This is a genomic window from Kitasatospora sp. SolWspMP-SS2h (genome assembly GCF_003259315.1).
Lineage (GTDB): Bacteria > Actinomycetota > Actinomycetes > Streptomycetales > Streptomycetaceae > Kitasatospora > Kitasatospora fiedleri.
The window spans coordinates 46705-61747 of sequence record NZ_QLLT01000036.1; the positions used below are offsets into that span (position 1 = coordinate 46705).

Below are 15043 nucleotides of genomic sequence, written 5' to 3' on the forward strand. Positions count from 1 at the left end.
AGCCACCACTCCCGTTCACCGATCCGCCGACCAACAACCGAACCCCCCGGTCCACGCCCGCCACTGCCTCACGTCCCGAACTCCCAGGGCGCGCGGACGAACGCGCACCCGTCCGCGCCGAACTCGAACGCCGCCGCCACCCGGGGGTCGCGCGCCAGGACGCCCAGGTCCGTGCACACCTCCGCCCCGCCGTCCGGCGCGCCCGGGTCGCCCGCCGCGCCGCACAGCAGCCGGGCCGCCGACAGCAGCGAGGACTCGACGTGCTGGGCCCGCCCGGTCCGTTCGCGGGCCTCCAGTGCCGCCACCGCCCCCGCCGCGCAGACCAGGCCGCCCAGCACGTCGCAGACGGTCAGCAGGGTGGGGCGCGGCGGCAGCCCGTCCGGCGCCAGCAGTGCGGCCAGGCCGGAGTGCGCCTGGACGGGGTAGTCGGTGCTCAGCCCGGGCCCGCCGCCGCTGGCCTGGGCGTACACCAGCCCGGGGCGCAGCGCGGCGACCGTCCCGGCGTCCAGCCCCAGCCCGGCGACCTTCGCGGGCGCCAGGCTGTGCAGCAGCACGTCAGCGCCCCGCACCAACTCCCGTACCGCCGAACGCCCTTCGGCGTCGCGCAGGTCCGCCTCCAGCACCCCCTTGCCACGGTTGAGCGCCGCGAACCGCGCCGACACCGCCGCCGCGCCGTGCACCACGCCGCCGGACGCCCCGCCGCCCGCCGCCCCGCCGTCGGCCGTCATCGGCGGCACCCCGCGCAGCGGGTCCCCGCCCGGCGGTTCGACCCGCACCACGGTGGCCCCGAGCAGCGCCAACACCCGTCCGGCCAGCGGCCCCTGGACCCGCCGGGCGATCTCCACCACCGTCACGCCGTCCAGCGGCCCACGGGTCGGCGGCGCGGACGGCGACGAGGCGGCCCCCGCCGCCCCGCCCGACCCCGCCGCCCCGCCCGCCCGCAGCCGCCACGGCATCCCGCCCAGGACGCCCGGCCGGGCCGCCGCCACCGTCAGCTCCACCCCGCACTCGGCGGCGATCCGCGCCAGCCGCCGGTGGCCGACCGCCCGTGCCGCCGCGAACAGCTCCTCCGGCAGCGGGCAGGCCGCCGTCCCGTACCGGGCCTGGAACGGCAGCCAGGCGCGGCCCACCACCCGCCGATCGACGCCCAGTTCGGACCAGAACCGCAGCCAGCCGTCGGCCGCCAGCGCCTCCAGCTCGAACCACACCCCGTCCGCCGCGCGGAACGGCGGCCCGCCCGTCCCGGCCGGCTCCGCGCCCTCCCGGTCCGGGGCGGTGGCCGCCGCCAGGTACTGCGCCAGCCCGAGCAGCGCGGCCTGCGCCACCGAGACGCCCACCTCGCGGTACGCCGTGCCCGCCCGCCGCGCGCGCAGCGCCGCCAGCGCGCCGGTCGCGGCCAGCACCCCGGCGGCCACCGACGCGAAGTCCACCCGCAGCGGCGTGGGCGCCCCGTACCGCCGGCCGTGCACGTGCATCACCCCGCAGGCCGCCTGGACGTCCGCCTCGCTGCCGACCGCCAGCCCCAGCGGGCCCGCCCAGGAGATCCGGCAGGCCAACTCGCCTCCGACCTCCAGCAGTTCGCCGTCCGGCAGGTCGCCCTCCGCGACCCGCACCCCGGAGGCGCGCAGCAGCCCCGCCGCCACCTCCCGGGCCAGCCGCGGCCGGGTGCCGAGCACCGGCCCGCTCACGGCCGCCGCCCGTGCACCGCGTACACCACGTTCGAGCAGGCCAGGAACCGCGGGTCGCCGAACATCCCGCGCAGCCGGGCGAGTTCGTCCTCCGTCAGCCCCTGCCGCAGCAGCGCCCCGCGCAGGTGCCAGGTGTTGTGCAGCTGCATCTCCAACTGCGGCGTCCCGGGTGCGAGCATGCCGATCCGGGCCTCCGCCTCCACCCCGGTGAACCCGGCCCGCACCAGCGCGCCGGCGCACTCCCGGCCCCAGCCCTGGTGCGAACCGCGCGCCCGGAAGGCCCGCAACTTCGCCCGCTGGTACCGCTCGTACAGCTCCCGGTCCCGCTCGTCGGCGACGGTGAGCACCGGCGCGTACTCGGCGTCGAACTCCAGCAGGTGCAGCACCCCGCCGGGCCGCAGCGCGGCGAACAGCTTCGCCAGCACCGCCTCCCGCTCCGGCAGGTGGGAGAGCACCAGCCGGACGTGCACCAGGTCGAACGCACCCTCCGGCAGCGGGTCCCGCACCACGTCGTGCCGCCGCACCGTCAGCCCGGGCCGGGCGGGCACCGGCAGCGGCACCAGGTCCGTCGCCAACACCGAGCCCCCGGGCGCCACCTGCCCGGCCAGCCAGACCGCGACGCTCCCCGCCCCCGTGCCCACGTCCAGGCAGCGCATCCCCGGCCCGACCCCGCCCGCCCGCAGCGCGCCGACACTGATCGGATCGAGCCACGCCGCCAGGCACCGGTGCTGCCCGGCCGCGTGCACGCTCCCGTTGTCGAACAGGTACGACCCCCCGACCGCATCCCCGTCCCCGTCCCCGAGTCCGGCTCCGACCTCCGCCACCGACCCGGCCGCCGCCACCGCCCCGCCCATCACGCCCGCCCCACCGCGGCGACACCCGCGCCCGCACCGGAACCCGCGCCCGCCGTGCCACCCGCACCCACCACGACGCCCGCACCGGAACCCGCGCCCGCGTGCGCCAGCACCCGCCGCGCCGCCAGCCGCCCCGACCGCACCGCGCCCTCACTGCTCGGCCGCAGCATCACCCAGTCCCCGGCGTACTCGACCGCCCGGGTCGGCCGGTCCAGGAACGCGGCCCGCTCCCGGACCGCCGCCGGCGCGCCCTGCGGCAGCCCGAGCGGGAAGCGGTGCACCAGCGTCCGGACGGTGGCCGCCCGCAGGCCGGGCAGGAAGCGCTCGGCCTCCGCGCAGAGCGTCTCCACCACCCGCTCGTCCGGCTCGTCCAGCAGCGCGGGGGAGAGCCACGGCGAGGCGAACACGCTGACCAGCCCCTTGCCCGCGGGCGCCCGCCCGTCCGCCTTCAGGTGGTCGAGGATCAGCCCGGTGCAGACCCGGCTCTCCGTCTCCGGCACCGACAGCGCGTAGCTCGGCGCCCCGGTCGGGCTCGGCAGCGGCCGGTCCAGCAGGCAGGCCACCTTGAGCATCGGCGTGTACGTGCTCGCCGCCAGGTAGGCCCGCTCCCGGTCCGGGAGGTCCGCCCCGCGCAGTTCCAGGGCCAGCGGCGCGGGCACCGCCAGCACCGCCTGCCGGGCCCGGACCCGGGCCCCGTCCGCGAACTCCAGCAGCACACCGCCGGGTTCGCCCTCCGCCCGCTCCCGGACGGCGACCACCCGGCGCCCCAGCTCCACCGGCAGCCGCTCGGCCAGGCGGCGGGCCAGCGTGTCCATCCCGTCCCGGTAGGTCATCCAGCGGGCCCCGGCGCCGCCCACCGAGAGCAGGGTGGCCACCATCGGGGCGACGGCCGAGCTCTCCGGCCGCCAGCCGAAGCAGTGGCCGGAGAGCGGTTGCAGCATCGCCGCCAGCAGTTCCTCCCGCCCGGGCGAACCGGCGCAGAACTCGCTGAGCGTCGCGTCCCGGCTGGGCGCGGTCTCCGGCCGGTCGGGGTCGAACCCGCGCCAGGCGGTGGCGAGTTCGGCGGTGAAGCGCAGCCACGCCCAGCGTCCCCGCCAGGACAGCCCGGCGCCGGTCAGCAGCCCCTTCGGGTGCCCGAGGTGGGCGTGCGCCCGGCCATGCCGCCACAGCGCGAACCCGGGTTCGACCACCGGCACTTCGGACTCCGGCAGGCCGACCGCCCGGATCAGCTCCCAGGTCGCCTCGTACCCGGCCCCCGCGATGGTCTCCGCGCCCTCGTCCAGCAGCCACCCGTCCACCCGGTCGGAGGCCATCCGCCCGCCCACCCGGTCCGCCCCCTCGAAGACCCGCACCGACCGTCCGGCCGCCACCAGGTGGTGCGCCGCGGCCAGCCCGGCGATCCCCGCCCCGACCACCGCGACGTCGACCTCCACCTCGGCCCCGCCCTCGTCCCCGTCCACTGCGCTCCGCTCCCTCACCGTCTCAACTCCCGCTATCGCCAGCACGGTTTACGTCCACTGCCCGGTCCCGATCCCGGCGCTGCCGGCCAGCACCCGGGCCCGCAGCTCGTGCCGCCGCACCTTCCCGGTGGCCGTCCGCGGCACCGCGTCCCAGCCGACCACCAGCGGTTCGGCCAGCGGCGGCAGGTCGCGCACCGCGTCCCGCCAGCGCGCCGGGTCGAGCCCGCCGTCCGCGGTGACCAGCACCGGCTGCGGGCGGCCGTCGGCCACCGACAGCAGGACGGCCTCCTCGACGTCCGGCAGCCGCTCGTGCAGCACGTCCTCGATCTCGACGCAGCTCAGCCCGGGCACCATGTCGACCTCCCGGTCGAGCACGAAGACCCGGCCGTCGCGGGTCCGGGTGCCGAGGTCCCCGGTGTTGAACCAGCGGCCGTCGAGCTTGCGCCCCCAGCGCTCCGGCTCGCCCAGGTAGCCCAGGCAGAGCGCCCCGGTGCGGGCGTACAGCATCCCGGTCTCGCCGGGCCGCACCGCCCGCCCGGGCCGCGCGGGGTCGACGACCTTCACCCGCACCCAGCCGGGCACCGGCCGCCCCAGGTCGCGGGTGGTCGGGTGCCGTCCGACGGGCCCGGCCAGCGCCCCCCGGGTCAGGAACCGGAAGCTCAGCGGCCCGGTCTCGCTCTGCCCCCACCCCTGCATCCACACCGGGCGCCGCCGCCGGCTGGCGTCCAGGAACGCCCGCACCGTCGGCGGGTGCATCGCGTCGAAGGTCGAGATGAACAGCCGCACGTCCCGGAACGGGTTGCCCGCCCCGGCCGTCAGCGGCTGCCAGCGCACGTAGCTCGACGGCAGCGCCTCCAGGACGGTCGGCGGGTGGCTGCGCAGCAGCGCGGCAGCTGCCGACGGGTCCGCGTCCGGCAGCAGCGCGACGGTCCTCGGCGCCCGCCAGAACGCGCTGACCGTCCAGGTCAGCGCCCGCCCGTGGGCGAACGAGACGGCGCTGGCCACGGTGTCCGTGCGGCGCACCGACAGCACCGGCCAGGGCCGCGCCTCGAACGCCGACAGCCGCCGGATCAGCGTCCGGGTCGAGTGCACCACCAGCTTGGGGACGCCGGTGGTGCCCGAGGTGTGGATCACCGCCAGCGGCTCGTCCTCCCCGCGGGTGCGCACCCCCGGCACCGGCCCGCCGCGCAGCTCGTCCACCGCCAGCGTGCCCGGCGACGGCCCGTCCAGGCAGACCGTCCGCCCGGCCAGGCCGGTCGGCTCCACCCCGGCCGCCCGCGCCCCGCCCAGCACGTCCCGCTGGGTGACCAGCACGTCCGGCCGCAGCCGCCGCAGCAGCGCGCCCAGGGCGTCCGGCGGCACCCGGTCCGACAGCAGCGCGGGCACCGCCCCGATCCGGGCCGCCGCGCAGGCCAGCAGCACGTAGTCCCAGTGGTTGCGCTTGACGACCGCCACCGACGACCCGGGCCCGGCCCCGGCCGCCACCAGCCAGGCCGCGGTCTCCCGCACCAGCTCGGCCACCTGGGCGGTGTCGTAGACGGTGCCCCGCTCCGGTGCCAGGTCCAGCGGACGGCCCAACCGGACGTCCACCGAAGGCCGTTGGTCGGCCAGCGTGTCGAACAGCGGCCCCAGGTCGAGCGGCAGCCGCCCGAACGGCGCCCCCGCCCCGCCGTGCCGCGTCCCGCCGTGCCGCGTCCCGCCGGGTCCCGCCGCGCCGCTCGCCGTTCCGCCGCTCACAGCCCACCGCCGAACACCGCGAGGGCCAGGTCGGTGCCGATCAGCAGCGCGCAGCACACCCGGTGCAGGTGGATGCCCAGCCGGCGGGCGAGCAGGATCTCGCCCCGGACGAACCCGAGCACCCACTGCCGGGCCCGCAGCGCGATCACCGGCGCCATCACCAGCGGGAACCACCACGGCGCGAACCCGGCCGCCGCCGAGCCCACCACCAGCACCGCCTCCAGCGCCGAACACCCGGCCACGAACGCCGCGTTGCCGCGCGGCGGGAGCAGCACGGCGGCGGTCCGGCGCCCCACCGCCCGGTCGCCGGGGATGTCGTTGGTGTTGGAGTACACGCCGAACAGCAGCGGCCCCAGCCCGAACACCAGCGCCTGCACCACCGCGAAGCCGTCGGACCGCCCGGTCAGCAGCCCGTACAGCGGCAGCACGAAGAACCAGCCCAGCGCCGCCAGGAAGAACTCCTGGAAGCCGTTGTAGCTGATCCGCAGCCACCAGGTGTACTGGAAGCCGAACACCGCCGGCACCGCCGTTCCCGCCACCGCCCACCAGGGCCGGGCGGGCGCCGCCGCGACGGCCGCCGCCCAGCACAGCACGCAGAGCGCGACCGCCGCCCACCCGAAGCGGATCGCCTGGCGCTCCGTCAAGGTGCCCGCCACCAGCGGCTTGCGGGCCAGCCGCCGGGCGGGCGCGTCCGGCCCGTAGTTCACCGCGTCGCTGCCGTCCCGGTACCCGGTGACGTCGTCGAAGGTGCACATGGCCGCGCTCATCGCGACCTCGCCCGCCAGGAACAGCGCCAGCACCGGCACGGTCGTCCCGGCCCCCGCCCCGGACCCGGCGGCCAGCACCAGCGCGGCCACCAGCGGGACGCTCAGGTAGTAGTCCCAGATGTCGAGCTTGGCCAGCCGGGCGTACGCCCGCCAGGGGACCGGGGCCGCCTCGGGGGCAGCGGGAAGTGCGACGTGCTCCACGGGAAACGCAGTCCTCTCGACGGCGGCCGCGACCCGGGACGCGAACTGCCGCGGGGGGCCGGAGACAACGGGCCGACCGCACCGACGGTGCGCGCGCCGACGGCGCGCCAATTCGCCGCGACGGGCCAGGAGTCGGCGGTCGCCATCATGACATAGTGCGACCGTTCGGACGCATTTCTGTGATCAGAGAAAAAGCGGGCGATCGGCTATTTCCCCGACCGCCCGTGCGATCGTCCGACCGCATTTCCGCCCCCGCCCGAACGGCCCGGACCGCCCGCCGCTCCCGGGCCGCCCGCGCCCTCCGCTCAGGCGGAGAAGCTCCCCGCCCCACCCGGCACGTGCGTCCCGTAGCCCGGCTGCACCGCCACCGACGGGCCCAGGCAGAACGGGTTGCCGTACACCTTCACCGGGCGGTCGGTCAGGTTCGTCAACACGTGCGCCACCGTCGGGAGTTGCCGGCAGCCGGCCGGGTCGTGGTAGACGTCCAGCGGCTGCGCCTCGGTCGAGAACACCACCACGTCACCGCTCGCCGCGCGCACCGCCGCCGGGGCCGGTGCCGCCAGCCCGACCACCGAGCCCGCCGCCAGCAGGGAGATCAGAATCGCTCGCACCATCATCCTTCGTGAACGGTCGACTTCCGTGCCCATCACGGAACACCCCATCGCTATCGTGCGCACACACTCCGAATCCAACCGCGCCCACCGGATTCACCCGCCCGGCCGGACCGCACCCCCGCCCGCCCCGCGCCGACCGCGCCTCCGCACGCCCCCGCCCCACGCCCTGCGCGCACCGCTCCGAGCCGTCCCCACCGACCGGCCGCCGACCGCCCACCGACCCGCCGCCGACCCGTGCGGACTCCGCCCCGCCCGGCACCCGGCCGGACTACCATCGCCCCCATGACGACCCAGCCGTCCGCCCGCCCCGCCGTCTTCGGCCCCAACACCCACTGCCACTGGTGCGGGACGCCCTACCCGGCCGGCACCACCGCCTGGCCGCGCACCTGCCCCGGCTGCGGCGAGATCAGCTACCGCAACCCGCTCCCGGTCACGGTCGCCCTGCTCCCGGTGCACCTCCCCGACGGCGAGACCCGGCTGACCGTCATCCGCCGCACCATCGAACCCGGCTACGGCCTGCTCGCCCTGCCCGGCGGTTACGTCGACTACGGCGAGAGCTGGCAGCAGGCCGCCGCCCGCGAACTGCGCGAGGAGACCGGCATCCTGGCCGACCCGGCCGAGGCCCTGCTGGTCGCCACCGACTCCGACGCCCGGGGCGGCTTCCTCTGCCTGTTCGCCCTCTTCCCGGCCCGCGACCTGGCCGACCTGCCGCCCTCCGTCCCCACCGACGAGACCGAGGGCTGGGAGCTCGCCACCGTCGAGACCCCGCTGGCCTTCCCGTTCCACACCCGGGTGGCCCGCTCCTGGTTCGACGGCGAGTACGCGCCCCGCTGAACCCGGCCGGTCCCGCCCCCGCCCCCGCCCCCGCCACCGGTCGCGGTCAGCGCCCCAGCACCGCCATCGCCGCGTTGTGCCCCGGAATCCCGCTCACCCCGCCGCCCCGCACCGCCCCGGCCCCGCACACCAGCACCCGCGGATGCCCGGTCCCCACCCCCCACCGGCCCACGTCCCCGCCGGAACCCCCGGAACCGTCATCCCCGCCCCCGTCCCCGTCCTCCGCCCGGAACGGGAACGCCAGGTCCCGGTGGAAGATGTTCCCGCCCGGCAGCCGCAGGTCCGCCGCCAGGTCCAGCGGCCCGCGCACCTCCAGGCACGGCCGCCCCTCCCCGTCCACCGCCAGGCAGTCCGCCAACGGCTCCGCCAGCACCCCGTCCAACGCCGCCAGCACCCCCGCCAGCGCCGCCTCCCGCACCCCCTCCGGGTCCGCGGCGAACAGCCGCGCCGGCACCTGCAGCCCGAACAGCGTCAGGGTCTGCGCCCCCGCCGGCACCCCCGGCCCCAGGATCGACCGGTCCGCCAGCGAGTGGCAGTAGATCTCCGACGGCGCGGGGGAGGGCAGCCGCCCCGCCGCCGCCTCCCGGTACGCCCCCTCCAGCTCCCGGTACGACTCCGCGACGTGGAACGTCCCCCCGAACGCGTCCCGCACGTCCACCGCCCCGTCCCGCAGCCGGGGCAGCCGGCTCAGCAGCATGTTCACCTTCAGCTGCGCCCCCTCCGGCGCCGCCTCCCCGGCCCGCTCGCCCACCAGCCGCGCCAACTCCGCCGGCGCCGCGTTGCACAGCACCCAGCGCGCCCCCACCCGCCGCTCCACCCCGTCCGCGTCCAGGTACCCGACCTCGGCCGGCCCCGCCGCGCCCCCCGGATCCACCGCCACCACCTCGCACCCCGTCCGCAGCTCCGCCCCGCCCGCCAGCGCCGCCCCCGCGAGCGCCCCGGTCACCGCCCCCATCCCGCCCACCGGCACGTCCCAGTCACCCGTCCCGCCCCCCACCACGTGGTACAGGAAGCACCGGTTCTGCCGCAGCGAGGGGTCGTGCGCGTGCGTGAACGTCCCGATCAGCGCGTCCGTCAGCACCACCCCCCGCACCACGTCGTCCGCGAACCGCCGCTCCAGCGCCTCGCCCAACGGCCGCTCGAACAACTCCGCCCACGCCACCGGATCGTCCACCCGCGCCCGCAGCTCCGCCCGCGACGGCAGCGGCTCCGTCAGCGACGGGAACACCCGCTCCGCCACCCGCCCGGTCATCCCGTAGAACTCCCGCCACGCAGCGAACTCCCGCTCCCCACCGGTCAGTTCACGGAAAGACTCGGCCGTCCGCCGCTCGTCCCCGCCGTCCACCAGCAACCCCCCGACCCGCCCGTCCCGCTCCCACGGCGTATACGAGGAGATCCGCCGCCGCCGCAACTCCACCCGCACCCCCAGGTCGGCCAGGATCCGCCGCGGCAGCAGGCTCACCAGGTACGAGTACCGCGACAGCCGCGCGTCCACCCCCGCGAACGCCCGCTCCGACACCGCCGCCCCGCCGACGTGCCCCAGCCGCTCCAGCACCAGCACCCGCAGCCCGGCCCGCCCCAGGTACCCGGCCGCCACCAGCCCGTTGTGCCCGCCGCCCACGATCACCACGTCGTACGCCACCGTCATCCCGCCGGTCTACCACCTCCCGCCCGCCCCCACCAGCACCCCGACCGCGCGACCCTGGACCACCGGACGATCACGTGGCAGGGTCGGCAGCGTCAGCACCGCACGGACGGCCGCCACCAGCCCCGCCGTCCCCGCCCCGGCCTGGAGACCACCACGTGAGCACCCCTCCGACCCCCCAGGACCAGCACCACCCCGAGCCGCTCTGGCGCCCCGACCCCGCCCGCGCCGCCGCCAGCCGCCTGGTCGCCTTCCAGCGCTGGGCCGCCGACCACCACGGCGCCCCCGCCGCCCCGCTCGCCCCGGTCACCACCGACGCCGAGGCCGCCACCCGCTACGCGGACCTCCACCGCTGGTCCACCGAGGACCTCACCCGCTTCTGGACGGCCGTCACGGAGTACTTCGACGTCCGCTTCCACACCCCGCCCGCCGCCGTCCTCGCCGAACCCGCCACCATGCCCGGCGCGACGTGGTTCCCCGGCGCCACCCTCAACTACGCCGAACACGCCCTGCGCGCCGCCGAGGACCCGGCCAACGCCGACCGCCCCGCGATCCTCCACCTGGACGAGCGCACCACCGAACCCGTCGCCACCACCTGGTCCGAACTCCGCCGCCAGGTCGGCTCGCTGGCCGCCGCCCTGCGCGCGCACGGCGTCCGCCCCGGCGACCGGGTCGGCGCCTACCTGCCCAACGTCCCGCAGGCCGCCGTCGCCCTCCTCGCCACCGCCGCCGTCGGCGCCACCTGGACCAGCTGCGCCCCCGACTTCGGCGCCCGCAGCGTCCTCGACCGCCTCCAGCAGATCGAACCCACCGTCCTGTTCGCCGTCGACGGCTACCACTACGGCGGCAAGGACCACGACCGCACCCAGGTCGTCGCCGAACTCCGCCGCGAACTCCCCACCCTGAACACCGTCATCCACGTCCCGCTCCTGGACACCCCCGCCCCCGAAGGCACCCTCCGCTACGACGACCTGGTCGCCGCCGACACCGAACCCGTCTTCGAACCCGTCCCCTTCGACCACCCGCTCTGGGTGCTCTACTCCTCCGGCACCACCGGCCTCCCCAAGGCCATCGTGCAGAGCCAGGGCGGCATCCTGGTCGAACACCTCAAGCAGGCCGCCCTCCACCTCGACCTCGGCCCCGACGACCGCTTCCTCTGGTACACCTCCACCGGCTGGATGATGTGGAACTTCCTCCTCGCCGGCCTGCTCACCGGAACCACGATCGTCACCTACGACGGCAGCCCCGGGCACCCCGACACCGGCGCCCTCTGGTCCGTCGCCGCCCGCACCCGCGCCACCGTCCTCGGCACCTCCGCCGCCTACGTCATCGCCAGCCGCAAGGCCGACCTCCACCCCGGCCGCGACCTCGACCTCTCCGCCGTCCGCTGCCTCGGCACCACCGGCTCCCCGCTCCCGCCCGACGGCTTCCAGTGGATCTACGACGAGGTCGGGTCCGACCTCTGGCTCGCCTCCGTCAGCGGCGGCACCGACGTCTGCTCCTGCTTCGTCGGCGGCGTCCCCACCCTCCCCGTCCACCTCGGCGAGATCCAGGCCCCCTGCCTCGGCGCCGCCGTCGAGTCCTGGGACCAGGACGGCCACCCGCACACCGACACCGTCGGCGAACTCGTCGTCACCAAGCCGCTCCCGTCCATGCCCACCGGCTTCTGGAACGACCCCGACGGCCACCGCTACCACGACAGCTACTTCGACACCTACCCCGGCACCTGGCGCCACGGCGACTGGATCACCGCCACCTCCCGCGGCACCGTCGTCATCCACGGCCGCTCCGACTCCACCCTCAACCGCCAGGGCGTCCGGATGGGCTCCGCCGACATCTACGAGGTGGTCGAACGCCTCCCCGAGATCGCCGAATCCCTGGTCATCGGCCTCGAAGAACCCGACGGCGGCTACTGGATGCCGCTGTTCGTCGTCCTCACCCCCGGCGCCGAACTGGACGAGGACCTCACCACCCGCATCCGCACCTCACTGCGCACCCAACTCTCCCCCCGCCACGTCCCCGACGAGGTGATCACCGTCCAGGGCCTCCCGCACACCCTCACCGGCAAGCGCCTCGAAGTCCCCGTCAAACGCCTGCTCGGCGGCACCCCCCTCACCCGGGCCGTCAACCCCGGCTCCGTCGACAACCTCGACCACCTGCGCTTCTTCGAACGGCTCGCCACCACCCGCAAGCAGCCCTGACCCGCAGCCCGAAAGGCCTCGAGGGGCCGCCACCGCCCCCACGGCGGCAGCGACCCCTCGGGAGTCCGCGACCCCTACTCCCCGGACAGCACCCGCTGCGCCGCCTCCCGCGCCTCCGCCGCACCGTCCGCCGCCCGCGCCGCCTCGGCCGCCCGCTGGCACTGCGCCAACGACGCCCGCGCCAGCCCCGCCCGCACGTACGGGATCGCCGCCGCACCCATCGACAGGCTCGTCACCCCGAGCCCCGTCAGCACACACGCCAGCAGCGGGTCCGACGCCGCCTCCCCGCACACCCCGCAGCTCTTCCCGGCCGCCTTCGCCGCCTCCGCCGCCGCCGCGATCAGGTCCAGCAACGCCGGCTGCCACGGGTCCTGCAACCGCGCCAACGACCCCACCTGCCGGTCCGCCGCGAACGCGTACTGCGCCAGGTCGTTCGTCCCCAGCGACACGAACTCCACCTCCCGCAGGATCGCCCCCGCCCGCAGCGCCGCCGACGGGATCTCCACCATCGCCCCGTACTTGGCGTCCAACCCCACCTCCCGACAGGCCGCCGCGAATGCCCGCGCGTCCACCCCGTCCGCCACCATCGGCGCCATCACCTCCAGGCGCACCGTCAACCCCTCCGCCGCCCGCGCCAGCGCCCGCAACTGCGACCGCAGCACCTCCGGGTGCTCCAGCAGCGTCCGCAGCCCGCGCACCCCCAGCGCCGGATTCGGCTCGTCCCCCGGCGTCAGGAACTCCAACGGCTTGTCCGCCCCCGCGTCCAGCACCCGCACCACCACCCGGGCCTCCGGAAACGCCTCCAGCACCTTCCGGTACGCCTCGACCTGCTTGTCCTCGCTCGGCGCGTGCGCCGAATCGTCCAGGAACAGGAACTCCGTCCGGAACAGCCCGACGCCCTCCGCCCCGTTCTCCAACGCCGCCGGCACGTCCCCCGGACCGCCCACGTTCGCCAGCAACGGCACCATGAACCCGTCCGACGTCCGCCCCGGCCCGCTCGACGCCGCCAGCGCCGCCCTCCGCTCCGCCGCCAGCCGACGCAACTCCTCCTGCCGCTCCGCCGCCGGCTCCACCACCACCTCGCCCGACGCCCCGTCGACCGCCACCACCACCCCCTCCGCCAACCCCGTCGCCCCCGCCAGCGCCACCACCGCCGGCACCCCCATCGCCCGCGCCAGGATCGCGCTGTGCGAGGTCGGCCCGCCCTCCTCCGTCACGAACCCCAGCACCAGCGACGGGTCCAGCAACGCGGTGTCCGCCGGCGCCAGGTCCCGCGCCAGCAGCACGTACGGCTCGTCGCTGTCCGGCACCCCCGGCATCGGCACCCCCAGCAGCCGCGCCACGATCCGGTTTCGCACGTCGTCCAGGTCCGCCACCCGCCCCGCCAGGTACTCACCCGCCGCCGCCAGCAGCTCCCGGTACGCCGCGAACGCGTCGTACACCCCGCGCTCCGCGCTGCTCCCCGACTCGATCCGCCGGTTCACGTCCGCCAACAGCTCCGGGTCCTGCGCCATCAGCGCCTGCGCCTCCAGCACCGCCTGCGCCTCACCCCCCGCCAGGTTCCCGCGCGCCACCAGGTCCGCGGCCACCGCGTCCACCGCCGCCTGCGCCCGGTCCCGCTCCCGCGGCACCTCCTCGGCCGACACCTGGGCCACCGGCGGCTCCAGCACCGCCGTCCCCATGTGCCGCACCTGTCCGATGGCGACCCCGTGGCTGACCCCCACGCCCCGCAGCGTCCGCTCCATGGTCCGAAACCCCTTCGCCGTCCGTCGCCGTCAGTTCCGTCACTTCCGTCAGTTCCAGATGAACAGCTCGCCGCCGGCCGTGACCTCGCCCGACTCCGCCACCCCGCTCAACTGCTCCGCCGACGCCTCCAGCGCCACGATCGGCGAGATCGGGGACTTCCCGGCCGCCTCCACCGCCGCCGGATTCCACTTGATCACCGGCTGCCCCCGCTTCACCCGGTCCCCCTTGTGCACCAGCAGCTCGAACCCCTCCCCGTTGAGCTGCACCGTGTCGATCCCCAGGTGCGTCAGCACCCCGTGCCCGTTCTCGTCCATCACCACGAACGCGTGCGGATGCATCGACACCACCTGCCCGTCCACCGGAGCCACCGCCTCGATCGGCTCCCGCAACGGATCGATCGCCGTCCCCGGCCCGACCATGGCCCCCGCGAACACCGGGTCGGGAACGTTGGCGAGGCCGACAGCGCGACCGGCGAGCGGCGACGTGACAGTGGTCATGGTGGAGCCTCCCAGGTACGGAGTACATCGCGTGCGGCCGCGAGGCAGCGGCCCATTGATCGACTGAACCAAAATTACGTCAACTTCGGACATCCCATGACATAACGCCCGCGAGCCGCCCGGGTGAAGATCCCCTCCCACCCCAATCGAGCCGCACACGAACCGACCGCCCCGCACCCTCCCCGTCGACCCCGCCACCCGCAAGTGGTCTAGTCCTCTCGGCCAACCCGCCGCACTCTACGGCATCCGAGTGAGCCCCCACCTGCCACTCCCACCCGCCCCGCACGGGCCCAACCGGGTGAACTTCGCCCCACTCCGATTAGGCGCTCGGCCACCGACCCGCTATGGTTGCTCAGGTCGCCGCGCAACGGCGGTAAACAGAGCAAGTCAGGCGAGTAAAGCTTCGGTCAACGCCGAATAAACGATCTGGTAAGCTCGAAACACGAAAGAACGAAGCGCCCGGAGATGCGGTCGGAAGGCCGGTCGAAGGAAGCGTCCGTTCCTTGAGAACTCAACAGCGTGCCAAAAGTCAACGCCAGATATGTTGACATCCCCGGCCTCGACTCTGTTCGGGGTTGGAGATTCCTTTTGAAGTAAAACACTAGCGAGGACGCAGTGCGCGGGGCCGCCTTATTCCGGTGGTCGCCGTGCCGCTCTTTCGTGGAAGCATTCACGGAGAGTTTGATCCTGGCTCAGGACGAACGCTGGCGGCGTGCTTAACACATGCAAGTCGAACGGTGAAGCCCTTCGGGGTGGATCAGTGGCGAACGGGTGAGTAACACGTGGGGAATCTGCCCTG

Annotated in this window: 11 protein-coding genes and 1 rRNA gene; 3 read left to right on the forward strand and 9 right to left on the reverse strand. The window is 75.8% G+C overall.

What is annotated here, in order from left to right; genetic code table 11:
• Positions 1-68: 68 nt before the first annotated feature.
• From K353_RS30505 to K353_RS30530, 6 genes are all read right to left on the reverse strand, one after another.
• Entirely contained in the window at positions 69-1688 is a 1620-nt protein-coding gene (locus K353_RS30505; protein WP_111556738.1) for a CoA transferase, read from the reverse strand.
• Entirely contained in the window at positions 1685-2542 is an 858-nt protein-coding gene (locus K353_RS30510) for a methyltransferase domain-containing protein (protein ID WP_111556739.1), read from the reverse strand. Before K353_RS30510 ends, K353_RS30505 begins: the two co-directional genes overlap by 4 nt.
• On the reverse strand, positions 2542-4002 hold the full coding sequence (locus tag K353_RS30515; protein WP_199528296.1) for an NAD(P)/FAD-dependent oxidoreductase: 1461 nt from the start codon (positions 4000-4002) through the stop codon (positions 2542-2544). The genes K353_RS30510 and K353_RS30515 overlap by 1 nt, the downstream gene beginning before the upstream one ends.
• A gap of 48 nt (positions 4003-4050) precedes the next feature.
• The gene (locus tag K353_RS30520; protein WP_233533932.1) at positions 4051-5739 is read right to left on the reverse strand and encodes a class I adenylate-forming enzyme family protein; all 1689 of its coding nucleotides are present in this window, start codon (positions 5737-5739) and stop codon (positions 4051-4053) included.
• The gene (locus tag K353_RS30525; protein WP_111556740.1) at positions 5736-6707 is read right to left on the reverse strand and encodes a UbiA family prenyltransferase; all 972 of its coding nucleotides are present in this window, start codon (positions 6705-6707) and stop codon (positions 5736-5738) included. The genes K353_RS30520 and K353_RS30525 overlap by 4 nt, the downstream gene beginning before the upstream one ends.
• Before the next feature lie 305 nt (positions 6708-7012).
• The gene (locus K353_RS30530; RefSeq protein WP_233533933.1) at positions 7013-7321 is read right to left on the reverse strand and encodes a hypothetical protein; all 309 of its coding nucleotides are present in this window, start codon (positions 7319-7321) and stop codon (positions 7013-7015) included.
• 282 nt (positions 7322-7603) lie between these two features.
• Here K353_RS30530 and K353_RS30535 point away from each other — a divergent pair, with 282 nt between their 5' ends.
• The gene (locus tag K353_RS30535) at positions 7604-8155 is read left to right on the forward strand and encodes an NUDIX domain-containing protein (protein WP_111556742.1); all 552 of its coding nucleotides are present in this window, start codon (positions 7604-7606) and stop codon (positions 8153-8155) included.
• Between the two features lie 46 nt (positions 8156-8201).
• Here K353_RS30535 and K353_RS30540 read toward each other — a convergent pair whose 3' ends face one another.
• Positions 8202-9803 (reverse strand): NAD(P)/FAD-dependent oxidoreductase, encoded by a 1602-nt coding sequence (locus K353_RS30540; RefSeq protein WP_111556743.1) that lies wholly within the window; start codon positions 9801-9803, stop codon positions 8202-8204.
• Between the two features lie 155 nt (positions 9804-9958).
• Here K353_RS30540 and K353_RS30545 point away from each other — a divergent pair, with 155 nt between their 5' ends.
• A complete protein-coding gene (locus tag K353_RS30545; RefSeq protein ID WP_111556744.1) occupies positions 9959-12001 on the forward strand; it encodes an acetoacetate--CoA ligase in 2043 nt (680 codons plus the stop codon).
• Positions 12002-12075: 74 nt separating this feature from the next.
• Here K353_RS30545 and ptsP read toward each other — a convergent pair whose 3' ends face one another.
• Positions 12076-13746, reverse strand: coding sequence for a phosphoenolpyruvate--protein phosphotransferase (gene ptsP / locus K353_RS30550; RefSeq protein WP_111556745.1), 1671 nt, complete (start codon positions 13744-13746; stop codon positions 12076-12078).
• A 48-nt stretch (positions 13747-13794) separates the two neighbouring features.
• Positions 13795-14244, reverse strand: a complete 450-nt coding sequence (locus K353_RS30555) for a PTS glucose transporter subunit IIA (protein ID WP_014134685.1) — start codon at positions 14242-14244, stop codon at positions 13795-13797.
• A 669-nt stretch (positions 14245-14913) separates the two neighbouring features.
• Between K353_RS30555 and K353_RS30560 the strand changes: the two genes are divergently transcribed.
• Positions 14914-15043: ribosomal RNA gene (locus tag K353_RS30560) — 16S ribosomal RNA — on the forward strand; the annotation flags it as partial.

What these genes read in the sequence shown, in the direction of transcription:
- K353_RS30510 (WP_111556739.1), bottom strand. Translation starts at nt 2,542, where the DNA reads ATGGGCGGGGCGGTGGCGGCGGCCGGGTCGGTGGCGGAGGTCGGAGCC.
- K353_RS30530 (WP_233533933.1), bottom strand. Translation starts at nt 7,321, where the DNA reads ATGGTGCGAGCGATTCTGATCTCCCTGCTGGCGGCGGGCTCGGTGGTC.
- K353_RS30535 (WP_111556742.1), top strand. Translation starts at nt 7,604, where the DNA reads ATGACGACCCAGCCGTCCGCCCGCCCCGCCGTCTTCGGCCCCAACACC.
- K353_RS30540 (WP_111556743.1), bottom strand. Translation starts at nt 9,803, where the DNA reads ATGACGGTGGCGTACGACGTGGTGATCGTGGGCGGCGGGCACAACGGG.
- ptsP (WP_111556745.1), bottom strand. Translation starts at nt 13,746, where the DNA reads ATGGAGCGGACGCTGCGGGGCGTGGGGGTCAGCCACGGGGTCGCCATC.
- K353_RS30555 (WP_014134685.1), bottom strand. Translation starts at nt 14,244, where the DNA reads ATGACCACTGTCACGTCGCCGCTCGCCGGTCGCGCTGTCGGCCTCGCC.